The organism is Streptacidiphilus cavernicola (assembly GCF_042510955.1).
Classification (GTDB): domain Bacteria; phylum Actinomycetota; class Actinomycetes; order Streptomycetales; family Streptomycetaceae; genus Streptacidiphilus; species Streptacidiphilus cavernicola.
Window position 1 is genome coordinate 70,262 of sequence record NZ_JBHFAB010000009.1, and the last position, 24,774, is coordinate 95,035.

The 24,774-nt window shown below is 71.5% G+C and carries 22 protein-coding genes, 1 tRNA gene, 1 other RNA gene and 1 pseudogene; 8 read left to right on the top strand and 17 right to left on the bottom strand.

The genetic code is table 11. The features are described 5' to 3' along the window. Positions 1-255: 255 nt before the first annotated feature. The 3 genes from ACEZDE_RS14385 to ffs all read right to left on the bottom strand — a co-directional run bounded on the left by ACEZDE_RS14385 (position 256) and on the right by ffs (position 3,341). Entirely contained in the window at positions 256-597 is a 342-nt protein-coding gene (locus ACEZDE_RS14385; protein ID WP_380536277.1) for a YbaB/EbfC family nucleoid-associated protein, read from the bottom strand. A 196-nt stretch (positions 598-793) separates the two neighbouring features. Next, entirely contained in the window at positions 794-3,196 is a 2,403-nt protein-coding gene (locus ACEZDE_RS14390) for a DNA polymerase III subunit gamma and tau (RefSeq protein ID WP_380536279.1), read from the bottom strand. A gap of 46 nt (positions 3,197-3,242) precedes the next feature. After that, an RNA gene (ffs, locus tag ACEZDE_RS14395) (signal recognition particle sRNA small type) lies at positions 3,243-3,341 on the bottom strand. A 142-nt stretch (positions 3,342-3,483) separates the two neighbouring features. Between ffs and ACEZDE_RS14400 the strand changes: the two genes are divergently transcribed. Further along, positions 3,484-3,568 (top strand) — tRNA-Ser (locus tag ACEZDE_RS14400). 168 nt (positions 3,569-3,736) lie between these two features. Here the strand turns inward: ACEZDE_RS14400 and ACEZDE_RS14405 are convergent. From ACEZDE_RS14405 to ACEZDE_RS14415, 3 genes are all read right to left on the bottom strand, one after another. Further along, positions 3,737-4,141 carry a type II toxin-antitoxin system VapC family toxin gene (locus ACEZDE_RS14405; protein ID WP_380536281.1) on the bottom strand — a complete coding sequence of 135 codons (405 nt, stop codon included), beginning with the start codon at positions 4,139-4,141 and terminating at the stop codon, positions 3,737-3,739. Next, positions 4,138-4,416: a type II toxin-antitoxin system Phd/YefM family antitoxin gene (locus ACEZDE_RS14410; protein ID WP_380536283.1), complete on the bottom strand. Its 279-nt coding sequence runs from the start codon at positions 4,414-4,416 to the stop codon at positions 4,138-4,140. Before ACEZDE_RS14410 ends, ACEZDE_RS14405 begins: the two co-directional genes overlap by 4 nt. A 638-nt stretch (positions 4,417-5,054) precedes the next feature. Continuing rightward, entirely contained in the window at positions 5,055-5,681 is a 627-nt protein-coding gene (locus ACEZDE_RS14415) for a dihydrofolate reductase family protein (RefSeq protein WP_380536631.1), read from the bottom strand. A gap of 682 nt (positions 5,682-6,363) precedes the next feature. On the opposite strand from ACEZDE_RS14415, the gene ACEZDE_RS14420 reads away from it, so the two are divergent. The 6 genes from ACEZDE_RS14420 to ACEZDE_RS14445 all read left to right on the top strand — a co-directional run bounded on the left by ACEZDE_RS14420 (position 6,364) and on the right by ACEZDE_RS14445 (position 13,824). Next, the gene (locus ACEZDE_RS14420) at positions 6,364-7,320 is read left to right on the top strand and encodes a GlxA family transcriptional regulator (protein ID WP_380536285.1); all 957 of its coding nucleotides are present in this window, start codon (positions 6,364-6,366) and stop codon (positions 7,318-7,320) included. Positions 7,321-7,778: 458 nt separating this feature from the next. After that, the gene (gene gap, locus ACEZDE_RS14425; RefSeq protein ID WP_380536287.1) at positions 7,779-8,795 is read left to right on the top strand and encodes a type I glyceraldehyde-3-phosphate dehydrogenase; all 1,017 of its coding nucleotides are present in this window, start codon (positions 7,779-7,781) and stop codon (positions 8,793-8,795) included. A gap of 32 nt (positions 8,796-8,827) precedes the next feature. Beyond that, positions 8,828-10,114, top strand: a complete 1,287-nt coding sequence (eno, locus tag ACEZDE_RS14430) for a phosphopyruvate hydratase (RefSeq protein WP_380536288.1) — start codon at positions 8,828-8,830, stop codon at positions 10,112-10,114. 295 nt (positions 10,115-10,409) lie between these two features. Further along, positions 10,410-11,561 carry a metallophosphoesterase gene (locus ACEZDE_RS14435; protein ID WP_380536290.1) on the top strand — a complete coding sequence of 384 codons (1,152 nt, stop codon included), beginning with the start codon at positions 10,410-10,412 and terminating at the stop codon, positions 11,559-11,561. A gap of 245 nt (positions 11,562-11,806) precedes the next feature. Further along, positions 11,807-12,571: a hypothetical protein gene (locus tag ACEZDE_RS14440; protein WP_380536292.1), complete on the top strand. Its 765-nt coding sequence runs from the start codon at positions 11,807-11,809 to the stop codon at positions 12,569-12,571. Between the two features lie 257 nt (positions 12,572-12,828). Beyond that, complete coding sequence (locus tag ACEZDE_RS14445; protein ID WP_380536294.1) at positions 12,829-13,824, top strand: FUSC family protein; 996 nt, start codon at positions 12,829-12,831, stop codon at positions 13,822-13,824. Here ACEZDE_RS14445 and ACEZDE_RS14450 read toward each other — a convergent pair. Both ACEZDE_RS14450 and ACEZDE_RS14455 read right to left on the bottom strand, forming a co-directional pair. Then, complete coding sequence (locus ACEZDE_RS14450) at positions 13,805-14,452, bottom strand: class I SAM-dependent methyltransferase (protein ID WP_380536295.1); 648 nt, start codon at positions 14,450-14,452, stop codon at positions 13,805-13,807. The two genes, ACEZDE_RS14445 and ACEZDE_RS14450, sit on opposite strands and share 20 nt — an antisense overlap. Positions 14,453-14,472: 20 nt before the next feature. Continuing rightward, positions 14,473-15,699 (bottom strand): ATP-grasp domain-containing protein, encoded by a 1,227-nt coding sequence (locus tag ACEZDE_RS14455; protein ID WP_380536297.1) that lies wholly within the window; start codon positions 15,697-15,699, stop codon positions 14,473-14,475. A 382-nt stretch (positions 15,700-16,081) separates the two neighbouring features. On the opposite strand from ACEZDE_RS14455, the gene ACEZDE_RS14460 reads away from it, so the two are divergent. Further along, positions 16,082-16,966, top strand: a complete 885-nt coding sequence (locus tag ACEZDE_RS14460; protein WP_380536299.1) for a helix-turn-helix transcriptional regulator — start codon at positions 16,082-16,084, stop codon at positions 16,964-16,966. Here the strand turns inward: ACEZDE_RS14460 and ACEZDE_RS14465 are convergent. From ACEZDE_RS14465 to ACEZDE_RS14505, 9 genes and pseudogenes are all read right to left on the bottom strand, one after another. Next, positions 16,956-17,426 carry a hypothetical protein gene (locus ACEZDE_RS14465; RefSeq protein WP_380536301.1) on the bottom strand — a complete coding sequence of 157 codons (471 nt, stop codon included), beginning with the start codon at positions 17,424-17,426 and terminating at the stop codon, positions 16,956-16,958. The two genes, ACEZDE_RS14460 and ACEZDE_RS14465, sit on opposite strands and share 11 nt — an antisense overlap. Positions 17,427-17,445: 19 nt before the next feature. Then, positions 17,446-18,486 carry an aminotransferase class I/II-fold pyridoxal phosphate-dependent enzyme gene (locus tag ACEZDE_RS14470; RefSeq protein WP_380536303.1) on the bottom strand — a complete coding sequence of 347 codons (1,041 nt, stop codon included), beginning with the start codon at positions 18,484-18,486 and terminating at the stop codon, positions 17,446-17,448. Further along, on the bottom strand, positions 18,483-19,859 hold the full coding sequence (locus tag ACEZDE_RS14475) for a nucleotidyltransferase family protein (protein ID WP_380536304.1): 1,377 nt from the start codon (positions 19,857-19,859) through the stop codon (positions 18,483-18,485). The genes ACEZDE_RS14470 and ACEZDE_RS14475 overlap by 4 nt, the downstream gene beginning before the upstream one ends. Positions 19,860-20,377: 518 nt before the next feature. Further along, a pseudogene (locus tag ACEZDE_RS14480) lies at positions 20,378-21,016 on the bottom strand (HAD family hydrolase); the annotation flags it as partial. Positions 21,017-21,024: 8 nt separating this feature from the next. Then, a complete protein-coding gene (locus ACEZDE_RS14485; protein ID WP_380536306.1) occupies positions 21,025-21,693 on the bottom strand; it encodes a hypothetical protein in 669 nt (222 codons plus the stop codon). After that, complete coding sequence (locus tag ACEZDE_RS14490; protein WP_380536307.1) at positions 21,690-22,364, bottom strand: MOSC domain-containing protein; 675 nt, start codon at positions 22,362-22,364, stop codon at positions 21,690-21,692. Before ACEZDE_RS14490 ends, ACEZDE_RS14485 begins: the two co-directional genes overlap by 4 nt. Beyond that, positions 22,361-23,623, bottom strand: coding sequence for an MFS transporter (locus ACEZDE_RS14495; RefSeq protein WP_380536309.1), 1,263 nt, complete (start codon positions 23,621-23,623; stop codon positions 22,361-22,363). Before ACEZDE_RS14495 ends, ACEZDE_RS14490 begins: the two co-directional genes overlap by 4 nt. Further along, a complete protein-coding gene (locus ACEZDE_RS14500) occupies positions 23,620-23,883 on the bottom strand; it encodes a PqqD family protein (protein ID WP_380536311.1) in 264 nt (87 codons plus the stop codon). Before ACEZDE_RS14500 ends, ACEZDE_RS14495 begins: the two co-directional genes overlap by 4 nt. Then, entirely contained in the window at positions 23,880-24,755 is an 876-nt protein-coding gene (locus ACEZDE_RS14505; protein WP_380536312.1) for a hypothetical protein, read from the bottom strand. Before ACEZDE_RS14505 ends, ACEZDE_RS14500 begins: the two co-directional genes overlap by 4 nt. Between the last annotated feature and the right edge of the window lie 19 nt (positions 24,756-24,774).

Here is a 24,774-nt window from a genome sequence, read left to right on the forward strand (position 1 = left end):
CTGCTGTTGCTGCTCTCGCGGTTGTCGCGCTGTCGTGGTTCTGGTTCTCGCGGTCGTCGTTGGCTGCGACTCGGCCGCTGACGCGGCGGCCGCGGTTGCCATCATCCTCTGACCGCGACCGCAGCCACAGCCTCCCGACACAGTCACACCCACGCGCCGGGGCGCATGAGCCGCCGTGGTCCGCGGGCCCCGCCCGCCGGGCCGCGACAACCGACGACCGGAGACCGACGACCAGCAACCCCGCGGTCGACGACGTCAGAACGGCAGGCCGGGCATCCCGCCGCCGCCGAGGCCCTGGGCCAGCGGACCGAGCCGCTCGGCCGCGAGCTTCTGCGCCGCGGCGGTGGCGTCCCGTACCGCGGCCAGGACCAGGTCGGCCAGCGTCTCGGTGTCCTCGGGGTCCACCGCCTTCGGGTCGATGACCAGGCCCTTGAGCTCGCCGGTACCGCTCACCACGGCCTGCACCAGGCCACCGCCGGCCGTGCCCTGCACGGTCGTCTCAGCCAGCTCGGCCTGGGTACGGGCGAGCTGCTGCTGCATCTGCTGGGCCTGCTGCAGCAGCGCCTGCATGTCGGGCTGTCCACCACCGGGGAACATGGCTCGCTCCTGTCCTGAGGGTCTGCTCGTCACATGGATATGAATAGAGAGGGAGGCGACGCGATGCGGCACATCCGCAACGGACGCTTCGCGCTTGAGCCTACGTGGTCGCACCGACCGTCCGCCGCAGTTGCCCCGGTTACCCGGGACAGGTCGCACAGGCCGTACAGCTCCGCCCAGCTCGCACAGCTCGGCGTCAGCGATCGTGCTCGATCTCCTCGATCACCGTCGCGCCCAGCTCGCGCATGATCAACTCAGGCCCGGAGACCATGCCCTGGCCGTAACCGGCCTCATCCTCCGGGATCGTCTCGTCATCCGGCGACATCGGTTGCAGGCCTGACCCGCCACCCGACGCAGCCCCCTGCGCCGCAGACCCGGACGACGCAACCGCCGCCGCCCCCCCGGAACCCGCGGACGGCCGAGCCGAAGCCTGTCCCTGCATCGACGACGGCTGAGCGGGCGGCGACTGCTGCTGTTGCTGCTGTTGCTGAGGCTGAGAAGGCTGAGCCGGAGGCTGCTGCGTCGGCGAGGCCTGAGACGGCGAAGCCGCGAAGGACGGTGCCTGCTGCGCACCCGCCTGCCCGAACCCCTGTCCCTGCCCGGCCCCTTGTCCCTGCCCTTGCCCGTACCCCTGCTCCGGCCCGTATCCCGACCCCGATCCGAACCCCGGCCCCGACCCTCCCCCGCCCGGTGCGAGGTTCGACCCCTGGCCAGCCGCCCGGCCCCCCGAGGGGTCGATGATGCAGTCGATCCGCCAGGACACGCCGAATGCGTCCTGCAGCGCCTGCCGCAGGATGTCCTCGTGGCCGCCGTTGACGAACCCGTCCCTGCTGCCCGCGTGCTCGAAGGACAGTTGGAGCGTGCTGCCGTCGAAGCCCGCGACCTGTGCCTGCTGCACCAGCATCCAGGTCACCCGCCGCCGACCCTTCACCGCCTCAAGCACCTGCGGCCACATCTGCCGCACCTGCCCGAGCCCACCCCCGCCGCCCCCCTGCTGCGGGGCCTGCTGCGTCGGCGACGGCACCACCGAAGCCGGGGCGGGGGTCGGCGTCGGCGCAGCCACTGGCTCCGACGCCTGCGGTGCCTGCTGCGCCTGCGCCACCTGCGCCACCTGCGGCTGAACGCTCTCGCCCCCCGGCGCGAAGCTCCGCGGCACCGGCCAGGCCCCCCGCGGTGGCGCCACCGCCGCCACGTCCTGCACCGGCGCAGCAGCGCCCGCCGTCGCCACCGACGGCTGACCGCCAGGCACCACCTGCGCGGCAGCCTGCTGCGACTGCTCCCGCTGCTCCCGAACGACAGGCGCTGGCGCCGGCTGCGCGACAGGCGGCTGAGCAGGCTGGTGATACTGCACCGGCGACGCCTCCATCACCGGCATCACCCCGGTCGCCGCCCCCACGGCCCCCACCGTCCCCCCTGTGGGAACACCCCCGCCGAAGGACGCCGCCGCCCGCCGCTCCAGCTTGTCCAGCCGCGCCTGCGTGGACCGCTCGTCGTCGTACGCGCCGGGAAGCATCACCCGTGCGCAGATCAGCTCCAACTGCAGCCGGGGCGAGGTCGCCCCGCGCATCTCGGTGAGCCCGGTGTTGACGATGTCCGCCGCACGGCTCAGCTCGGCCGGGCCGAACTTCCGTGCCTGCTGCTCCATCAACGCGATCCGGTCCGCGGGCGCGTCGATGATGCCCTTCTCCCCCGCGTCCGGCACCGCCGACAGGATGACCAGGTCGCGGAGCCGTTCCAGCAGGTCGGCGACAAAGCGCCGCGGGTCGTGGCCGCCCTCGATCACGCGGTCGACGATGCCGAACACGGTTGCCCCGTCCTGCCCGGCGAAGGCGTCCACCACCTCGTCCAGCAGCCCGGCGTCGGTGTAGCCGAGCAGCGCCGTCGCCATGGCGTACGTCACACCGCCGTCGTCGGCCCCGGCCAGCAGTTGGTCCATCACCGACATGGAGTCACGGACGGATCCGGCCCCGGCCCGGACCACCAGCGGGTAGACCGAGTCCTCGACCGGGATGTTCTCCCGTCCGCACACGTCCGCGAGGTAGTCCCGCAGCGTCCCCGGCGGAACCAGCCGAAAGGGGTAGTGGTGGGTGCGCGAGCGGATCGTCCCGATGACCTTCTCGGGTTCCGTCGTCGCGAAGATGAACTTCAGGTGCTCAGGCGGCTCCTCCACCACCTTGAGCAGGGCGTTGAAGCCGGCCGTCGAGACCATGTGGGCCTCGTCGATGATGTAGATCTTGAAGCGACTGGACGCGGGCGCGAAGAACGCCTTCTCCCGCAGGTCGCGGGTGTCGTCGACGCCACCGTGCGAGGCGGCGTCGATCTCGATCACGTCGATCGAGCCCGGCCCGCCGCGCGCCAGGTCGGTGCAGGACCGGCACACCCCGCAGGGTGTGGGCGTCGGCCCCTGCTCGCAGTTGAGACAGCGCGCCAGAATCCGCGCACTGGTCGTCTTGCCGCAGCCGCGCGGCCCGCTGAACAGGTACGCGTGATTGACCCGGTTGTTGCGCAGCGCCTGCTGGAGCGGACCGGTGACGTGCTCCTGGCCGATGACCTCTGCGTAGGTCTCGGGGCGATAGCGGCGATAGAGAGCGAGCGACACGTCACTGACCCTAACGGTCCCCACCGACAAGCGTGGGTCCCTGAGAAACGACAGGACCCCCCGTGCACCCGCCAGAGCCCACTTACCCTTGCTGCCTTCCGGCCCTGGGGGGGTTCAGCGAGATAGCGCCACACGAGGGGCTGGTAAACAGCGTAGCGGATCGCCGACACCCCCCGTGACCACCCCCACCCCGCTCACCCTCCCCGCGGCCTCCTCACGCCATCCCCAGGTCAGCTCACCCGGATCATGTTCGCGAGCACCCCCAAACGTCTAGTAGGCTCTCCCACGGAGGATTCGCCTAGTGGCCTAGGGCGCACGCTTGGAAAGCGTGTTGGGGGCAACCCCTCACGAGTTCGAATCTCGTATCCTCCGCACCCGCCCGCCAGGGCAGATGAAGGGCCGGACGCATCGCGTCCGGCCCTTCATCGTTGTCGCCCACCCGTCGTTGTTCTGTGCTTTGTCCACACCGGGTCGGCCTCCAGCGCCCGCCAGGACTGCACTCCGGGCTCGCGCTCCCTGGCCCGGACAGCTCACCTCGGCTCACACGGGGATGACAGTGACGCCTTGTTCCAGCCCCTTGAAGTCGTCAGCGTTCCGCGTGAAGAGCGGGAGGCCCTGCGCGGCAGCGGTCGCGGCGATCATCAAGTCCATTCGACGGGGACGGGGATCACGTTTTGCTTTGACGGTGAGTGCGACGAGCGTGCCGAACCTTCGGGCTGCCTCACGGTCGAAGGCGACGGCCGCGAACTCCGCTTCGACGTCCGCCAAGCGCTGGGCCCGCGTCATCATCTCCACCGGATCCTTCGTCATCGCGACGCCCTGCGCCAACTCCGCGAGGACGATCGACGAGACAGCCGCCTCCACGGGCAAAAGACTGACATCGATCACCGGCAGATCGATGACGACGCACGTGTCCAGCATTCCGTGCGACAGCCTCCTGGTCATGCGCGCTCCCACGGATTGTCACTCTCACCAACGCGGTCTTCGCTGCCGAAGAACTCGTCGGCCTCCGCACGCATCCGTTCCGCGTCGATGCGCGGCGCATGCTGCCACTTCCGCTGAAGCTCCTCCACCGGGACGAAGCGGCGGCGGGCTCCCAGCGGGCGCACCTCGGCAATCTCGGTGCCATTTCGAGTGATGTGGTAAGTCTCACCTGCTTCCACATCGTCGAGTACGGCCTTGGAGCGGGCGGCAAGTTCCCGCTGGGAGATGGTCTTCATGGAGCCAGCGTATCGCGGCGTCATACATTGCGCTACGGCTAGGCCGGGCGCTCTACAAAGCCCGTACGACCGAAGTAGCACCTCGCCCCGGCCGCGCACCCAGTCGCGAGACTGCGGGGAGGGTTGCAGTTCGGGTTGCACGCAGCCTCGTTCACCAGGGTCCGACGGCTACGCGACGGTGAACCGATCCGCAGGTCAGGACGCCACCGAACCCACTCGGCCCCCCGGACGAACAGTTGGAAAGCGTGCTGCGGGCAACCCCTCACGAGTTGGAATCTCGTGTCCTCCCCTTCCGCCCGATTGGGCAGACGAGGGACCAGACCGCACTGCGGTCGGGTCCCTCACCGTTCTCCGGGTCACCGTTCAGACACGGCCTGCACCATCGGGTCGGCGACGTCTTCCCGGACGTCGGCCACCCTCAGGGCCCTGGCGAGCTGATGCGCTGGGGCGTTGCCGAAGCGGAACAACAGTGAAAGGGCTGCTGCGACAGATCGCGAGGAAGTGGTTGAAGACCTCGTAACCACCGAGGGCAGCCCCTCGTACCGGGGGTCCGCAGGGGTGACTCGCCCGCAAGCTGTGCATTCATCTGCTGGGACACTCGTGCCGGCCGTGCTGCAGTTCCCGCATCGTCTGGCTTGTCATTTGCGCCAGAAGAGGTGGTGGGCCACGCCGCTCGGGCTGGGTACGACCTCCAGGTGGAACCGGTCCAGTAGTTGTTCGGGCGAGTTCCACAGGCGCAGCCCGGACCCGAACGTCACCGGTGAGACGGCCACGTGCAGGGTGTCGACGAGGTCCGCGTCGAGGAACGCCCGGACGGTGGTCACGCCGCCGCCGAGCCGGACGTCCATGCCCTGCGCGGCCTCCCGTGCCTGGGCGAGAACGGTGGCGGGGTCGCCGTCCACGAAGTGGAACGTGGTGTCGGAGAGCGTGATCGACGCACGCTTGTGGTGGGTCAGGACGAACACCGGCATGTGGAACGGCGGCTCGTCACCCCACCAGCCGCGCCACTCGTCGTCGCGCCACGGACCGCGCTGGGGTCCGAACTTGTTGCGGCCCATGATCTCGGCGCCAATGTTGTGGCTGAAGTCCCGGGTGAGATAGTCGTCCAGGCCTCGGGTTCCGCCGGGCTCGGTGCGATTGGGCCAGCTCGCCGTAACGCCGGCCCAGGCGAAGAGCTTTCTCGGATCGATGTCATGGCCGAAAGGCCGCTCCAGGCTCTGGTCCTCGCCGGCGGCGACGCCATCGCTCGAGACGGTGGGCCACAGCCATGCCCACGACCAGCCCGAACAACCAAAACGGCCCGCCGAGCAAACCGACGGACGTCACGAAACATCGAGGCCAGAGCCACCTACTGACCGAGAGGACCGGGCATGGAATTCTCCTGTTCAATGTCCTGCCGCAGCAGGTAAACGAGCCCGCGGACGTCTTGATCACGGTAGGCCGACACGTACTTGTCGATCCGATTACGGACTTGCAGGTCAGACGGCGCGACGACGACGTCCTCAGATGACGCAAGCTGCTGGAGCCGGGCCCGTGCACGCTGCAAGGCGCTCTTCACACCTGCCTCTGCTGTTGCATCCTCCAGGCGAGTGCAACCGAACCGGTACGTCTTCGCCTCCGACGTGGGTGACCGGCCGGCACCAGTTGCCGTTCCCAGCGCCTCAGCCGCCTTCGACCTGGCTCGATTGTCGGGGGATCTCGCATCCGCAGCAGTTCGGAGGGCCAGCACGGCTTCGTCGGTGCTGGCCCTACTGCATGTCCCGGCTCAGTTTCGGCCAAGATTGAGCTCGCTCGGACGCGTACGGACCTCGTGCTCCTCGCGCGGTCTATTGCCTGGACCAGCGCTGGGGAACCGCCTCGGCCTCCTGGGCCGAGCCGAGCCGCGCAGCGCAGGCTGTGTCGTGCCGCGGGGCTGCTCCGGGGGTTGTCGGTCGTAGGCTCTCCTGTGTGTCCGACTCCCCTGCTCGCCGCGTTGCCGTGCTGGTTCTGGAGGGGGCGAAGCCGCTGGATGTCGGGATTCCGGCGCAGGTGTTCACGACGCGGGCGAGCATGCCGTACGAGGTGCGGGTGTGCGGGGCGGCGCCCGGGCTGGTGGCGGGGGGTGACGGGCTGTCATACGACGTCGCGTACGGGCTCGACGCGCTCGGCTGGGCGGACATCGTCTTCATCCCCGGCTACCGGTTTCCCGACCGGGAGGACCCGCCGCAGGCGGTGGTCGACGCGCTGCTCGCGGCACACGCTCGGGGGGCGCGTCTCGCCGCGATCTCGACCGGCGCGTTCGCTCTCGCCGCCACGGATCTGCTCGACGGCAGGCGCGCCACCACGCACTGGCACTACACACGGGTGCTCGCGGCGAAGCACCCGCTCGTCCGGGTCGACGAGAACGTGCTCTTCGTGGACGAGGGCAGCGTGCTGACCTCGGCCGGCGCCGCCTCCGGCCTCGACCTGTGCCTGCACATCCTGCGCGGCGACCTGGGCGTGGCCGCGTCGAACCACGCGGCCCGACGCCTGGTCGCAGCCCCCTACCGGAGCGGAGGCCAGGCCCAGTACGTGCCGCGGAGCGTGCCCGAGCCGGGCGGGGAGCGGTTCGCCGCCACCCGCGAGTGGGCCCTGCACCGGCTCGGCGACCCGCTCACCCTCGACACGCTCGCCCGGTACGCGGCGGTCTCGCCCCGTACCTTCTCGCGGCGCTTCACCGAAGAGACCGGATACACGCCCATGCAGTGGATCATGCGCGCCCGCATCGACATGGCGCGCGAGCTGCTGGAACGGTCGCAGTTCGGCGTCGAGCGGATCGCCGCCGAGGTCGGTCTCGGCACGGGCGCGAACCTGCGGGCGCACTTCCAGCGCATCCTCGGCACGACGCCGAGCGAGTACCGGCGGACGTTCACGCGGGGTGAATAGACCCTTCGGGGAGACCGTTCCCGTGGGTGGGGAGCCCGCGGGGCGGGCGGTGGTCCGCGGGGCGGGTGGTCCGCGGGGCGGGCGGTTACCCGTAGGGCGAGTGCCTCCGGGGTGGGTAGCCCGCGGGGCGGGCGGTGACCCGCAGGGCGAGTGCCTCCGGGGCGGGCGGTGGCCCGCGGGGCGAGTGGCCCGCCGGGCGGGCAGTGACCTGCGGGGTGGGTAGCCCGCCGGGCGGCCGATGACCCGCGGGGCGAGTGCCCCCGGTCCCCCGGGGCAGGTAGCCCCGGACCCGCGGGCGGCCCAGTGGCACGCAGGCTCGGCAGGCCGCCGATGCCCCGGAGGGCCCCGCGGCCGTGGCGTGATCCTTGCGGACCATGGCGATCTCGCCGCTGTCACGCCCCGATCTGCCGCGCGAACCTGGAGGTGAAACCCGAACCCACCCGGAGGGACACCCGGTCATGACCCGCATCGCCATCAACGGATTCGGCCGCATCGGACGCAACGTGCTGCGCGCGCTGCTGGAGCGCGAGACGGGGCCCGGCACCGGCTCCGGCCTCGACGTCGTCGCCGTCAACGACCTCACCGAGCCCGCGACGCTCGCCCGTCTGCTCGCCTACGACACCACCGCGGGCCGACTCGGCCGCCCGGTCACCGTCGACGGGGACACCCTCGTCGTCGACGGCCGCCGGATCAAGGTGCTGGCCGAGCGCGAGCCCGCGCAACTCCCGTGGGCCGAGCTGGGCGTGGACATCGTGCTGGAGGCGACCGGCCGCTTCACCTCGGCCAAGGACGCCCGTGCCCACCTCGACGCGGGGGCGAAGCGGGTCCTGGTCAGCGCTCCCTCGGACGGCGCTGACGTCACCCTCGCCTTCGGCGTCAACACCGACGCCTACGACCCGGCCCTGCACACCGTCGTCTCGAACGCCTCGTGCACCACCAACGCGCTCGCGCCGCTGGCGGGGGTCCTGGACGAGCTGGCCGGCATCGAGCACGGCTTCATGACCACCGTGCACGCCTACACCCAGGAGCAGAACCTCCAGGACGGTCCGCACCGCGACCCGCGCCGGGCCCGCGCCGCCGCCGTCAACATCGTGCCGACCACGACGGGCGCGGCCAAGGCGATCGGACTGGTGCTGCCGAGGCTCGACGGCAAGCTGTCGGGCGACTCGATCCGGGTGCCGGTGCCGGTGGGCTCGCTGGTCGAGCTCAACACCACCGTCGCCCGCGACGTGACCCGCGAGGAGGTGCTGGACGCCTACCGCACGGCCGCGGACGGGCCGCTCGCCGGCGTGCTGGAGTACTCGGACGAGCCGCTCGTCTCGTCCGACATCACCGGCAATCCGGCCTCGGCGATCTTCGACTCGGCACTGACCCGGGTGGACGGACGCCACGTCAAGGTCGTCGCCTGGTACGACAACGAGTGGGGCTTCTCCAACCGCGTGATCGACTCGCTGCTGCTGCTCGCCGCCCGCTGACCGACTTCCTCTGGAGAGACGAGAGACAAGAGATGACTGCGATTCGCCGCGTCCTGGGACGCGAGATCATGGACAGCAGGGGCAACCCCACCGTCGAGGTCGACGTCCTGCTGGAGGACGGTTCGCTGGGCCGGGCGGCTGTCCCCTCCGGGGCCTCCACCGGCGCGAACGAGGCCGTCGAACTCCGCGACGGCGACCCCGCGCGCTTCCACGGAAAGGGCGTGCGCAAGGCGGTCGACGCCGTGAACGGCGTCATCGCCGAAGCGCTGCTCGGCCTCGACGCCGAGGAGCAGGCCCTGATCGACACGACCATGATCGACCTCGACGGCACCCCCGACAAGGGCAACCTCGGCGCCAACGCGATCCTCGGCGCCTCGCTGGCCGCCGCCAAGGCCGCCGCGGCCGCACACCGGGAGCCGCTGTACCGCTACGTCGGCGGAGTCGGCGCACGGCTGCTGCCGGTGCCGATGATGAACATCATCAACGGTGGCGCCCACGCCGACAACGCCCTGGACTTCCAGGAGTTCATGATCGCCCCGATCGGTGCGGAGAACTTCTTCGACGCGGTGCGGATGGGCTCCGAGGTCTTCCACACCCTGCGCGCGTCGCTCTCCGACGCCGGTCACAGCACCGCGGTGGGCGACGAAGGCGGCTTCGCCCCCGCGCTGCGCACCGCGGACGAGGCCCTGCGGTTCGTGGTGGACGCCATCGAGAAGTCCGGCTACACCCCGGGGGAGGACATCACCCTGGTCATGGACCCGGCCACCTCGGAGTTCTACCGGAACGGCGTCTACGACTACGCGGGCGAAGGGGTCGAGCGCAGCGTCGAGGAGCATGTCGAGTACCTGGCCGGCCTGGTCTCCCGCTACCCGATCGCCTCGATCGAGGACGCGATGGCGGAGGACGACCTCAAGGGCTGGAAGCTGCTCATGCAGGTGCTCGGCGACCGCTGCCAGCTCACCGGTGACGACGTGTTCTGCACCAACGTCGACCGGCTGCGCGACGGCATCCGCGAGGGGGTGGCCAACTCCGTCCTGGTGAAGGTCAATCAGATCGGTTCCCTGACCGAGACGCTGACCACCGTCGACGCCGCCCACCAGGCCGGTTACACGGTGGTCATGTCGCACCGCTCCGGGGAGACCGAGGACACCACCATCGCCGACCTCGCCGTCGCCACCGGCTGCGGGCAGATCAAGACCGGGTCGCTGTCACGCTCCGACCGCACGGCCAAGTACAACCAGCTGATCCGGATCGAGGAGGAACTCGGCGCCCAGGCCCGGTACGCGGGCCGCTCGGCACTGCAGCTGCGCCGCGGCTGACGCGTCGGGCCAAGGGCGGGAGCGGGGTGCCGCTGAGGGGCCGTCGTCGCGTGCCGGATGATAGAGGTCCGGGGGCGGGACAGCGGACGTGAAGGGCGGCGCAGTGGCAGACAGCGGATCCAGCGGGTCGGGGTCGAGGTCGGGGTCGGACCTTCGGACGGACGGCGGGGGTCGGAGTACCGAGACCCCGGCCACGGCTGCGGGCGAGACCCCGGACGCAGGCGGTAACGCGGGCGAGAACGCAGGCCCAGGCGCCCGCACCCGCCCCCGGCGGTCGTTGCCTCGGCGGCTGGCGATGATCGTCCTCGTGCTGCTGGTGCTCTGCCTCCCGCCCTGGTGGACGCTGTTCGGCTCCGGCACCGACTGGCCGTTGCCGGTCTTCGTCGTCGGCACGGTCGTCTTCGCCTGCTGGCTGGTCTCCTTCCCGTTCCTGATGGTCGCGGGCCACGGGCCGCGGCGGGACGACCGGGCCGCCCGCGTCGCGGACACCAGCCTCGGGACGGTCTGGGTGCTGTTCACCTGGTCGGTGCTGGGCAGCCTGGTGCACCTGGTGCTGATCGGGCTCGGTGTCGGCGGTGTCGGCGGCGCCGACCGGGCCAGGATCGTGGCCCTGGCCGTCGCCGCGGTCTCGGCCGGGCTGCTGGCCTGGGGGCACTACGAAGCCATGCGGGTGCCCCGGGTGGCGCGGCTGGACGTCCACCTCCCGCGGCTCGGCCGCGGCCTGGACGGGACCCGGGTCGTGGTGCTGGCCGACACCCACTACGGGCCGATCGACCGGGCGGCCTGGTCGGCGCGGGTCGCCGAGGCGGTCAACGCGCTCGACGCCGATGTCGTGGTCCACGCGGGCGACATCGCCGACGGCACGCCGGTCCAGCGCCGGGAGCAGTCCGCGCCGCTCGGGACGATCCGGTCCCGGCTGGCCAAGGTGTACGTGACGGGGAACCACGAGTACTCCAGCGAGGCCCAGGGCTGGCTGGACCGGATGGCCGAACTGGGCTGGGAGCCGCTGCACAACCGCCATGTCGTCGTCCAGCGCGGCGGGGACGCCCTGGTGCTCGCGGGCGTGGACGACGTCACCGCGGAGTCCTCCGGTCTGGCCGGACACCGCGCGAACCTGCTCGGCGCGCTGGCCGGGGCGGATCCCGCCCGACCCGTCCTGCTGGTCGCCCACCAGCCCAAGTACGTCCCGCAGGCCGCCGCCGCGGGCATCGACCTGCAGGTCTCCGGGCACACCCACGGCGGCCAGATCTGGCCGTTCAACTTCCTCGTCCGGATCGACCAGCCGGTGGTGCACGGCCTGAGCCGGCACGGGGAGCGGACCCAGCTCTACACCAGCCGGGGCACCGGCTTCTGGGGGCCGCCCTTCCGGGTCTTCGCACCGAGCGAGATCACGCTGCTCACCCTGCGGTCGGGCAACGGCGACAGTGACGGGGCGGCAACCGCGTAGCCGCTGCCGTACGGCCGCGCGTCGCTAACTACCTGACTTTCCTTAGGAGTTGCCCCGCCGGTCCTGGCACGCCCCTGCCCCTTTCCGTGTCGCGTTCCTGACATTGTCGGGCCTCGCTCCTCCGCCGCCGCCCGAACGCCCCTACGGTTCCTGCACATCCCGGCGGCAGCGACTCGCGGCTCGTCCGCGCAGCACCCCTGCATGTCCCGCCGGGCAGCGATCACCCGCTCACCGAAGGGATCGACATGAGGAACCCCCACCCCCTTGTCCGCAGGCTCCTGGCCGGGGCCGCCGTCTCCGCGCTGGCCCTGGCCGGCGCGTTGACGCCCGGCGCCGCCCACGCCCAGTCGACGCCGCAGGCAGCCTCGGACGTGCAGCGGGTCTGCGCGGACGCGTCCCCCGGCTGGGCGACCTGCCAGGCCGAGCGGCGTACCGACCTGGCCGGAGGAACCGGCATCCGACCGGCAACCCCTTCCGGCTACGGCCCTGCTGACATCAAGTCAGCCTATGCGCTGCCCAGCGGGGGCAGCGGCGCCACGGTGGCGATCGTGGACGCCTACGACGACCCCAACGCGGAGAAGGACCTGGGCGTCTACCGCTCCCAGTACGGCCTGTCCGCCTGCACCACGGCCAACGGCTGCTTCCGCAAGGTCAACCAGAGCGGCGGAACCAGCTACCCCCAGGGCGACTCGGGCTGGTCCGCGGAGATAACCCTCGACCTCGACGCGGTGTCGGCGGCCTGCCCCGACTGCCACATCCTGCTGGTGGAGGCCACCGACAACAACGACCCCAACCTCTACGCCGCCGACGACGAGGCGGTCAAGCTGGGCGCCGTATTCGTCTCCAACTCCTGGAGCGACTCCGAGAGTTCCTCGCAGACCAGCGACGACAGCCACTGGCGGGTGCCCGGTGTGCTGTTCGCCTTCGCGACCGGTGACAACGGCTACTCCGGGGGACCCAGTACCCGGCCTCCTCCTCGTACACCCTCGCGGTCGGCGGGACCTCGCTGAGCAGGTCCTCCACCACCCGCGGCTGGTCCGGTCGGCCTCGGGCGCAGCGCTCCGTGCGGCCAAGCTAGCCAACGCGCGCTATGCGGCACATGACCCGTTCGTCCACCCAGCCGTGCCACTTTCGACACAGCCCCGCTCGGCCGCTCACTCCCGCTCACTCGCTCGGACCCGTCCCGGGTGCCCGGTGGCCGGGGGCGGGGTGGACTGGGGTCAGGGTCAGGAGTCAGGTTCCGCGGCAGACGCAGGGGGCACGCACGGTGGCATCGGCAGGGTCGGGGCTGGTGTGGCGCTGGGACGGCGCGCTGCGCGGCCTGCTCTACGCGCTGCCCGCCGCGGCGGTCGCTCCGCACGACCCGTCGCAGAGCATGTCCCTGGCCGTGGGGCTGCTGCCCGCGGTGGCGATCGGGCTGCCGCCGACCCGCCGGGGGCGGTTCGCGGTGCTGGTGGTGGGGGTGTGCGCGGCGCTGTCCATCCTGGCGGGCTCGCTGCTGGTGCAGCTCCCGTGGCTGGCGGTGGCCGGACTGTTCGTCCTCGCCGTCGCCGCGGCGCTGCTGGCGGCCCGGCGCCGGGTGGGGGTGCTGGCGATGTCGCTGTGCCTGCCGCTGGTCGGCGCCGGCCTCAGCTACGACGACGTCTCCTCCGCCCTCGGCGTCACCGCCCTGATCGCCTGCGGCTCCCTGTACGCCTACCTGCTGTCCCTACCCTGGCCCCTCCCCACCCAGCCCCCCGCCACCGCACCCACCGCCACCGCCCCGCGCCCCCCGCTCGACCGGGACCACGCGCTGGACTACGGCCTGCGCCTCGGCGCCGCCGGGGCCGCCGCCGCGGCCTGCGGACTGGCCCTCGCGCCGACCCACCCCGGCTGGCCGGTCGTCGCCGCCCTGATGGTGATGCGCCCGGTGGCGGACATGCAGCGGCTGCGCAGCGTCGGCCGCGTCCTCTCGGTCCTGGTCGGCGGTGTGGCGGCACTGCTCCTGCTCCGCGCCGACCCGCCGAACCCGGTGTACGGCCTCGCCGTCCTGCTGGCGATCGTCGCCGCGACAGCCACCCAGGCCAGCCGCTGGTACGTGCTCCCGGCCGTGCCGACCTTCCTGGTGCTGCTCCTGCTGCTGCACACCGACCCGGCCCAGGCGCATGGACGCTTCAACGAACGCGTCGGCGCCACCGTCGTCGGCGTCGCCCTCGCCTACCTCTTCGGCCTGCTGCTCCCCCGCTGGACCCGCCGACGGCGGGTCAGTCCACCGCGGGCTTGACCGCGTAAGCGTGAATCCAGGTCAGGTCGCGGTAGCCGGGACCGAACCGCTCGAACTCGTTGGAGCGGTCCACCGCGGCCACCCGGTACCCGGCGTCCTGGAGCATCGTGGTGACCCGCGGCACGGTCTGGTACCGGTAGAAGCGGGCGCCGTCGCTGCTGAACCGCTCGACCAGCTCCTCCTCGCCCTCCCCCTCCTTGAAGCTGGCGAACAGCGCCCCGCCGGGGACCAGCACCCGGAGGAACTCGGCGAACGCGGCGGCGACGTCCTCGTCCCTGAGGTGGAGCAGGGTCGCCTGGCACCACACGCCGCCGAAGGTCCGGTCGGGAAAGTCCAGGCTCCTGGCGTCCATCCGGCCGAAGGCCAGCTCCGGGTGCAGCTGCCGGGCCCGTTCGAGGAAGCCGGCCGACAGGTCCACCCCCTCCGCCCGCAGGCCCCGTTCGGCGAGCAGCGCGGTGTCGCGCCCGAAGGCGCAGCCGACGTCCAGCACCCGGGCCGCCGGGTCGGGCAGCAGCGCGAGGAACGCGTCCAGCTCGGCGACCGGGGTCATCGCCCCGGTCGCCTCCTCGTAGCGCAGCGGGTTCCGGTCGTAGGCGTCGATCGTGCCGCTGAGGTAGTCGTCGTGCATGTCCGGTCCTCCGGGTGGGTTCAGCCGCCGGCCGGGGCGACCTCGACGCTGTCATGGAACCAGGTGCCGAGCCCGGTCACCCGTTCGGCGACCTGCCGCAGGTCGGCGCCGGTCAGCACGGCCTGTCCCGACCGGATGTGGCTGGCCGAGTTGAAGTCGGGTGCGACGGCACCCGGGACCAGGTAGATGTCGGCCTCCACCACGCCGGGGCGGGCCAGGGTCTGCTCCAGTGTCGGCACCGAGACCACGACGCCTTGCGGGCACTGCAGGTTGAGGCCGCCGAAGCACTCCGCCGACCGCACCGGCTCGCCCTGGATGCCCGACGGCAGGTCCAGTGCGGCCAGAGCCCACTCGTCGTGCAGGTTGATGCCGAAGGTCAGCTCGAAGACCCGGTCCGCGCGTCCGCCGCCCACCCGGGCCGCACACTCGCCGAAGACCGCTTCCTGGCCGTCCCAGAAGACTTCCAGGTGGAAGACGCCGTCCTGGAAGTCCAGCGCCTTGAACGCGGACTCGGCCAGGGTCCGGGACTCCGCGTACAGCTCGGGCGCCTCGCTCTCGGTGAGAGTCTGGTAGGCGACGACGCCGCCGCCGTGGCACTCGATCATGTTCTGGAAGTACCGGGACAGCGAGAACGCGAGCACGCAGCCGTCACGGACCACGCCGTCGACGAAGAACTCCTGGCCGGGGACGTAGTCCTCGAACAGCCAGGGGCCGTCGGCGACCTGACGGGCCGCCGCGACCGCGTCCCGCAGTTCCTCCGGGTCCCGCACCACGACCGTGTGCATCGCACCGGCACCGTGCAGGGGCTTGATCACCTGAGGCAGCGCGAGCGTGTCGGGGTCGAACCGCTCCAGGCTCTCCACCAGGGTGTGGCCCGCGGTCCGCAGGCCGGCCCGGCGCAGCAGGTCCTTCTGGACGAACTTGTCCCGCATGGCCAGCGTGCGCGTCGATCCGGCACCGAGCGCCCCGCCGACCTCCGCTACGGCCGCCGCCTGCACCAGGTAGAACTCGTTGGCGCTGCAGACCGCGGCGAAGTCGGAGGGGGCGAGCGAGTTGCGGGCCAGACCGCCGAGGATGTCCTCGACGCTGCCGGGGTCCGGCACCACGATCGCGGCGGCTCCGGCCGCGCGGACGCCCGGGGCGTCCTTGGCCGGCACCACGCAGGTGACCTCCGCGCCGGCCCGGTGCAGGGCGCCGATCGGCCGCGGGTCCCAGCCGATGTGCAGGACCGGGTTCAGTTTCTCCATATCAGATCCTCATTCTCGGTAAGAAATCGTCACGGCGACCCGGACGCTGCTTTCACGCCCCCGGCTGCGTCACCGAGTTCCAACCGACATCCGCCGCCTGCCGAGTGGCCGACTGGTGGACTCCCGCACCGGACGCGGCCACGGCGCCGAACCCGGCAAGCGCGACCAGGGCTGCCACGGCTGCCTTCCGCGCGACTCTCCTGGTTTTGTCAGCCATGGCCATTTCTTACTCCGTGATCCTCGTGGGGGGCGTCCCGCACTCACATGATTCGAGTGAGGAACGATATAGTCCGAACACCGAAGATTATTGCTGAGGCCGGATCCAGGACCAACCCACACCATGGTTCATGATCTTGCATCGCACAGACATGAGGGGTCCAGCATGGACAAGAAGGTCACAAGACCGACGTCTTGCCCCCACTGCCAGGCGCCCAAAGCACCGGACATTCCCGTGGTCAGAGACCTTCTCGACGCGCTGAGGGAGACCGCCGTGCTCGCGGCCGAGCAGGCCGCCGTACTCGACCAGGCGCTTGCCCGGCGCCCCGCGGGAGCCTCCGCCGCGGTCGGCCCGGGGGTGCCCTGGGGCGAGGAGATATCCGGCCTGCCCAATATATCGGCCGCGATCGATGCAGAGGTGGATTCCGCACGGAAGGAAATCCTCACGGCCCAGCCGGACGGCCCGCGCCCGCCGAGCACGCTGACCGACGCACTTGCCTCCATAGAAGACAAAGTCAAATCCGGCGTCACTATGCGGACACTTTACCAGCACACCGCCAGATTCGACGAGGCGACCAAAGAATACGTGCGCTCGGTCACCGAGATAGGCGCCGAGGTCCGCACCCTGAGCGAATTCTTCGAACGGCTTCTGGTATTCGACCGGCGGGTCGCCTTCATTCCCTGCACGGCCGACAGGACCCGCGCGCTCAGAATCACCCACCCTGCTCTCGTCGGATTCCTGAGCGACGACTTCGGCCGGGCCTGGGACCGGGCCGCCGCGTACCCGTTCGTCCCCAACCACTCCGCGCTGGCGGCGGCCGAGGTCCTGCCCGACCTCAGGTACTCGATCAAACGGCTGCTGATACGCGGACACTCGGACGCCGCCATCGCCCGGCGGCTCGGCATCAGCTCGCGCTCGCTGCAGAGCCACATCCAACGGATCAAGCAGGACCTCGGCGCCGTCAACCGACTGCAGCTCGGCTTCCTGCTCGCGCTGGAGGACCGGGCCGCCTTTGACGCGTCGGCGCCGGCACCCGACCTCAGTCCGTGAAACCACTGCGGTCGTGCAGGATCCGCCGCCGGCCGGAACAGCAGTCGGCACGTTTTGTGCCGAGCAGGTATTCCACCCCGCCCGCCCCCGGGAAGCGGCCGACCAGGTCGAATCCGGCGCGGTCGAGCAGGGGGACGGCCGGAGCAGTTCCGTCGAAACCGACGGCCAGCACGCCGTGCGGGACCAGGAGCTCGTGGAATCGGCGCAGCGGAACCTCGACATCCGTCCACGAGGAATGCAGCGGCACACCGCGGCACCAAATTCCGGGCAGCGCCGACGCGCGGGCAGCGGGCACCTCGGCGCTATTCACCGGCGTCCCGCCGTCCGCGCACTCGAAAACCCGCACCTCCTCGCGCGCCAGCCGGGCGTGAAACGTCTCCCCAGCCGGGTGGAAGGGCGCTGCTCCCGCCGCGGCGTAGCGCGGGAGCAGCGCGAAGAAACGCTCGACCAGAAACTCCATGCCCAACTCCTGAGTGGTGTCAGCCCTGGAACGCGTCCGGGGGCCGTAGACGGAAACCGGTCCGCTCGACGGCCCTGGCGATCCGCTCGGCCGCCTCGCGGGCCTGCGGCGCGGAGGCGCCGGAGAAGGCCAACCGCAGCGAGGACACCGGCATCCCGAAAGCGGCGCCCGGTGAGGCGGACACCCCTGCCGCGGCCAGCGCGGCCAGTGCCCCGGCCTCGGCGCCTGCGCCGCCGACAGCCGCGGGCCCCTCGGCCGGCTCCGGGTCGACCAGCACCACCGAGGGCCCGGCACCGGCGAACTCCCAGCCCAGCAGCTCGGCCGCCCGAGCGGTGAAGGCCTTCCTGGCGTCCAGGGTCGGTTCGACGCAGGAGGCCAGCAGGCCGGCGACGACGCGCCCGCTGAGGAAGTCCGCCCAGGCCCGCTGCCACACCGTGGACGGTGCGCAGGCCCGCAACGCGGCGTCGCAGGGTCCGGCCGAGGGCGCGACCGCCCAGCCCAGCCGGCTGCCGCCGCCGCAGAGCTTCGCGAAGGAGGTGACCGTCCAGACTCCTTCCGGCACCGGCCCGTTCGGGGCGAACCAGCGGTAGACCTGGTTCAGCACGACCTGGTGCCCGGCTTCGGCCGACTTCGCCAGGTCCGCGAGCGCGGCGCCGTCGAGCGACCGGCCGTCCGGGTTCCGCGCCGGGGTCGTCAGCCACAGGGTGGCCGGTCCGGCCGACTCGGCGGCGGCCCCCGCCATCCGGTCCCAGGGCTCGCGCCGCAGCGGTCCGACCCCGGCGAGGATCTCCGGCACCTCGGAGAAGCTCGGCCGCTCGATGATCGCGGTCGCGGTCCGGCCGGCCCAGGCACTGGCGAAGGACCGCACTCCGCCGGTGACCCGGGTCCGGCCCTCCGGCGCCCCGAACAGCTCGCCCAGCCGGTCGAGCAGCGCGGGGTCGCCCGGGGACTGCGGCGTGCTCCAACGGTCGGAGCAGGCCAACGCCCTGGCGACGGAGTCGCCGAAGCCACCGGCCAGGGCTTCTGGCCAGGGACGCGGAGGGCCGGTGAGATCGATCATGCCAGCGCTGCCGACTCCCGCTCGGCACCGGCGATGACGTCGGGCGAGAGCTCGTACCAGACGGTGGCCACGAACACCTCGTCGGCGATCCGGACGAAGGTGCCCTCCGGCAGGTCGACCCGCTCCACGTCGGGATCCCCGGCGATGGCCGTACGCCGCTCCGGTGCGGACCGGCCGTCGGCCCGGTCCGCCGGGACCGGCGCTCCGTCCAGCAGGCGCCGGGCGAAGGGCACCGGGACCAGCCGGACGCAGGACCACGGGTTCAGGCCGATCACCGGGGCAGGGGCGGAGTCCGCCCCGGCCAGCGACAGCACCAGCGGCCCCCGGTAGTAGTCGTAGGCGTCCATCGACGTCCTCAGCGCCGCCGTCCGGCCCTGGCCCTCGTGCGCGGCGAAGGTGTGCACGACGGTCGCCAGGCAGCGCAGCTCCCAGTCCGGCCGGTCCGGCCTGGGGCTCGGCTCCAGACCGGCGACCGCCGGGAGCCGGTCGAACCGCTCCTGCTGTTCCGGGGTCAGCACGGACGAGGCCTTCAGCTCGGCGCAGATGAAGCCGAAGAACGCGTCGAGTCCCGCCTGCTTCAACCGCAGGGCCAGCCGCTCGATGTCCAACTCGGGCTGGGAGAGCGCCATCAGCAGGTCGTTGGTGTCCTTGGCGGTGACGAAGAAGTCACCCGCCGCGTTGTTGACGACGCAGGCCAGGTTCTCCTCGACCGGCACCGTGTGCAGGCCGGGCCCGCGGTCCGGGAGCGTCGGGGTCAGGCCCAGCCGGCTGCTGTAGCGCACCGAGTAGTCGCCGAAGTGGATGTCGACGTTGAGCAGGTCGGTGTCGCCGTCCGGGGCGACCAGCGGGAACTGCCCGTAGAGCAGCTCCTCCTCCGGGTCGTACTTGAACCACGGCAGTTCCCGGTCCAGGTACTGGTAGCCGAAGCCGTCGCGCAGCGCGTGGACCAGCCGGGTGGCGTCGGCCCGGGTGCGCACGAAGATGTCCAGGTCGCTGAAGTCGCGCACCGACGCGTCGGCGTAGGTGGCACGGGCGCCGAGCCCCTTGCCACCGAACAGCTCGATGCCGGCGTCCCTGCCGATCCGGTCCAGCCGGGCCAGGTTCTCCCCCAGCACCGCGTGCATGTGCCGGATGCTGTCGGCCTTGGGGCGCATGGCCGCCATGCAGGCGCGGACCTCGGGGTGGTGCTCCTGGAACGGTGCCAGTCGGCGCATCACCAACGAGCGCATCCGCAGCAGTTCCAGGAAGCCCGCCGCGGCGACGCCGCCCACGGCCTCCACCGCTGCCACCGACTGCTCGACCGGGAGCAGCGGCTGCAGGCTCGACAGGCTCCGCAGCGCCGTGAGTCGGTCCTGGTTCATTGGTTCGGACATCTTCGTCACATCCTCGTCTCGTTCTCAGGCAGCCCGCGCACGGCGAGGCTCTGGTTGCGGAATGCTGACGACCCGGTGACCTCGCGGCCGAACCAGGCCGGCGGCTGGAAGGCCTCCGCCGCGGCGACCGACCCGAACTCCACCTCGACCGTGCGCAACCCGGTCAGGGCCTCCGCGTAGACGTCCAGGTGGGCGGTGTGCTCACCGACCGCGACGGTGTAGCGGTGCTTCACCACCCGGGCGCCCTCGGTCGCGGGCCACAGCACCGCGAAGTTCTCCGCGGTGACCTCCGTCTCCAACTCGGTGCGGACCAGGCCGGAGCCACGCTTCAGGGTGAGCAGACGGGTCTCGCCGCCGGACTGCCGCAGCCGGATCTCGGTGCTGTCGGCGGCATCGGTCAGATAGCCCTGCGCGATGAACCGCGGCAGGCTGCCGGGCAGCGGGTGCCCAGCCTCGACCAGGAACTTCCGCTCGATCTCCAGGGGCATCCGCAGGTTCTCCTCAGGGGTGCTGACGGGGGCTCCGAGCAGGGCCGGAAGGGCGCGCATGTCATTGATGACCACCGTGCCGGGCCCCTCCAGCCAGGCACCGGGGGTGACCCCGCCGGCGTAGCCGAAGGCCCGCATCCCCGCCGCACGGGCGGCCTGGACGCCGGGGCGGCTGTCCTCGACCACGGCGCACCGGGCCGGATCCGCACCCATCCGCTCGGCCGCGTACAGGAACAGGTCGGGGGCGGGCTTGCCCCGGGCGACCTCGGTCGCGCTGAAGATCCGGCCCTCGAACCGCTCGTAGAGGCCGGTCCGCCCCAGGGTGTGCCGGATCTTCTCGTGGCCGCCGCTGGAGGCGACGCAGCACGGCAGGTCGATGGCGTCGAGTGCCGCCACCACGCCGTCCACGGCCTCCAGCTCCCGGTCCACCGCGATCTGGTGCCGGACCCGGAACTCCTCGTCCCAGTCCTGGGCCACCCGGGCGCCGAGCCTGGCCCGGATCTTCTCCGCGATCGACATCGTGGAACGTCCGACGAACTCCTCGACCACCTCGCGGTCGGTCATCGGCCAGCCGTACTCGGCGCCCAGGGCGACATGGGTCCTGACCGCGATCCGCTCGCTGTCGACCAGCACCCCGTCGCAGTCGAAGATCACCAGCTCGACCGGCAGTTCGGAGGTCACCGGATGACGCCCTGACGCTTGAGCAGTCCGCGGATCTCCTCGACCTTCACCGCGCCGAGCTGCCGCTTGGCGACCTCCTCGGGGTCCTCGACCGGGTGGCCGTACTGCCACCACGCCTCGCCGGTGTCCCGGTTCGACACCACGAACCGGTCCTTCTCCGCCGGTCCGCGCACGATCAGCGAGGTGGTCTCGGGGACCGCGCCGACCGAGTGCAGCAGCGTGTGGCGGATGACGTAGCCGGTGCCGGGCAGCTCCTCCCGGACCAGTACCGGGGCCAGTTCCCTGGCGTCGGTCGCGGGCGACAGGTCGGGGTAGTCGCCGAAGAGGTAGTGCGTGTAACTGCCGGCCAGGATCCGGGTGCCGAAACTCCAGCGGTGGTTGTGCGGACGGTCGAAGAAGCGCTCGCGGAACACGTGCAGCCGGATCCGGACGCCGCTGGCCTCGTCGTTGACCAGCACGACCCGGTCCAGTTCCTGCAACCGCTCGCTCTGCACCAGCAGCTCGGGGGTGGCCAGCACATGGTCGATGGCGTCGTTGAGCCAGGTCGGCGAGGTCGCCAGTTCCTCCAGCAGCCGGTCCAGCTGAGGGTTCAGCCTGGCCATGTCCTTCCAGTCGAGTGCGGCCAGCCGGGCCGGGTCGACCAGCGGAGAGGTGGTGGTGCTCATGTTTGTGCCAGCTCCTTCTTTTGTTGGGCGGCGATCCAGCGCCGCGCCTTGTCCTGCGCCTTCGGCAGCATTTCCGGCGCCTCCAGCAGGCGCGGCAGCAGTTCCGGTTCCTTGGTCAGGGCACGGAGCATCAGGTTGACCGTGATGCCGTGGCCCGGCCGGTGGCTGATCTCCACCGGGTCCCCGGCGCCGACGTCGCCGTCCCGGAGTACCCGGAGGTAGGCCCCCGGCGCGCCGTTCGCGATGAAGCGCTCGACCAGGTCCGGTACGTCCCAGAAGCCCGCGAAGACCCGGCACGGCTTGCGCGGCCGGATCACCTCGAACTCCGCCGTGCCGATCCGCCAGCGCTCGCCGATCTCGGCGCGGGTGACGTCCACGCCCTGCAGGGTGAAGTTCTCCCCGAAGTTCCCCGGGCCGATCTCCCGGCCCAACTCCGCGGCCCAGAAGGCGGAGTCCTCCGAAGCGAAGGCGTACACCGCCTTGTCGGGACCGCCGTGGGCCCTGGTGTTGACGATGAGGTCCCCGATCAGCCCGTCGCGGTGGGCCTGGACCCGCCGCTGCACCGGGCGCTTGTCGATGCCGCTCCGGCCGAGGCCGTAGGTCCACCAGCCGGTCCGTTCGACGCCGAGGTTCACCGTCCTCAGCACCCCGGCGGCCGTGCTCCCGCTCATGCCGCCACACCGGTCTCCGCGAGCGCGACCGGCGCCATCCGCCGGGACCGCCGGGCCACCAGCAGGTGGGCCAGCACTGTCGCGGCAGCCAGCAGGGCCGCGTACAGCGCCCAACCGACCCATTCCGCCTGGACCATGACCACGAACAGGGTCGGCCCGCCGACGTTGACCAGGGCCATGTTGAGGTCGAACGCCGCCAGGTAGTGCTTGTTCCGCTCCGGCGGGGCCAGTTCGAAACTGATGGTCCACCAGGCCGGGCCCTCGAACAGCTCCCCGACCGTCAGCAGGGCCCCGGCCAGCAGCACCGCCACCGTGGCCAGTACCGCGTTGTGCACCGCGGACAGGCAGAACAGGGCGGCCATGCCCGCGAACCCGGCCAGCGAGATCCGCAGTGACCGCAGGCTGCCGGCCAGCGTCTTCGCCCCCTGGGAGCAGCGGTGCTGGAGCAGGATCACCATGGCCGTGTTGATGACGACCACGACGCCCACGGTCCACTCCGGGACGCCGCCGATGCGCAGCACCCAGAGCGGCAGCGCGACGCTCAGCACCAGCAGCGAGCTGGTGAAGACCGCGGAGGAGGTGATCAGTCCCAGGTAGTCCAGGTCCCGCAGCACCGACCAGTCGAACCCGGTCGGCTCCTGCGCCGCGGCCGGGGCCGCCGGGACCCGGGACACCAGTGCCGCGCCCACCGCGTAGGTGACCGCGTTGACCAGCAGGCCGGCCACCACCGTGCTGCCGGAACCGGTGCTGAGCAGGACCGCGCCGACGCTGCCGGAGACCAGGTAGCCGATGTTGCGAAGGGCCCGGATCGCGGCGAACATCCCGGTCCTGTCGCCGGGGACCGCCGCCGCGACGAGGCTCTGCATCAGCCCGTTGTTGCCCGCGCGCAGCGCGCCGAGCAGGACCGAGAGCACCAGCAGCGCCGTGAAGTCATGGGTGAGGACCAGGCCGAGGTAGCCGGCCGCCCGGCCGACCCGGGTGAACACCGAGTACGGCCGGAGGCCGAACCGGCCGGCGAGAGCGCCGGCCGGAACGGCCACCAGCAGTTCGGTGACGCCGCCGGCGGTGAGGACCACCGCCAGCTGCGCGTTGCTGAAGCCCGCCACCTGCACGAAGTAGAACGGCAGGCAGATCACGCTCAGGCCCATGCCGGCCGCGTCGACCAGGCCGTTGACCCCGAGCAGTCGCGAGGTGCCCGGCTTGGCGAGTACGTCCCACCAGCCCAGCAGCGAGAAGAAGGACTTCAACCGTCCGGTCACTTCAGGAAACCCCGCTGCTGCAGTTCCTCCAGGAAGGCCGACACCGTGTCGCGCACCTCGTCCGGCTGCGCCTGGTACTTCTCCGCCGTACGCTCGACGATCTCCCCGGCGTTCAGGCCGATGCCGCACTGGGACCAGATGAACGCGCCCACGTGGTTGGTCTCGTAGGCGTCGTGGTAGGTCTCGATCAGCGTGCCGGTGTCCGAACGCCGGGTGAACAGGCCGGTGGTCCGCTGCGGGATCCAGTTCTGGTCGGTCATGCCGTCTTCTCCTCGACCGCGATGAGCAGACGGGTCGCCACCGCCGCGGCGTGCTCCGCCCAGGCACCGGGCTGCTCGTAGCATCCCTTCATGGTGATCAGCTCCCAGGCCTCGTCCTTGCTGATCTCGGCCGGCTGGGCGCTCAGCACCCGCTTGAAGTTCCACTTCGGCGAGACGCCGTACTCTCCGTACAGCGCCAGCAGGCCGGTGAGGCTGCGGTTGAACGCCTCGCGGGCGGCGATGACGGCGGCGTGCTCGTCGCCGGAGGCCAGCAGGCCGGCCACGTCCTCCAGGAAGCCCTCGGCGTCCAGCTTCTTGCTCTCGGCCAGCCAGGAGCCGAACGAGCCGGCCCGGATCGCGTCCCTGCGGGCGGCGAACCAGTCGTCGCCGGCGATCGGGGCGCCGCTGACCAGGCGGTGCAGCATGTCGTGCTCGGACATGCCGATGTCCGGCACCTCCTGGTTGGGCACGCCCTTGGCGAAGCGGTCGATGATCTCGTCGACCTGCTCCTCGCGCCAGATCTCGATGTCGGTGCGGAACGGGCCGAACTCGCCGAGGGTGATCCAGATCAGCGGGTCGGCGGTGGAGACGTGCCGCTCGAAGGTCTCCATGCCGGGGCCGGCGACGAACGGCTCCTTGGAGATGACGTAGAGGTCCAGGTCGCTGTTGGCGTGCGCCCATCCCCAGATCAGCGAACCGCTGACGAAGATGCTGCTGGCGTCGACGAAGGCCGGGTACTTCTCGTGGACGTCGGCGGCGGTGGGCAGTTGGAGCTCGGCGAGCCGGCCCTTCAGGAGCGCCTCGCGCCCCTCCGCGGACGCCTCGCGCCCACTGCCGTACTTGAGTGTGAGCGACGGTGCCTCGAAGGCCATGGTGTTCCCTTTCGGTTCG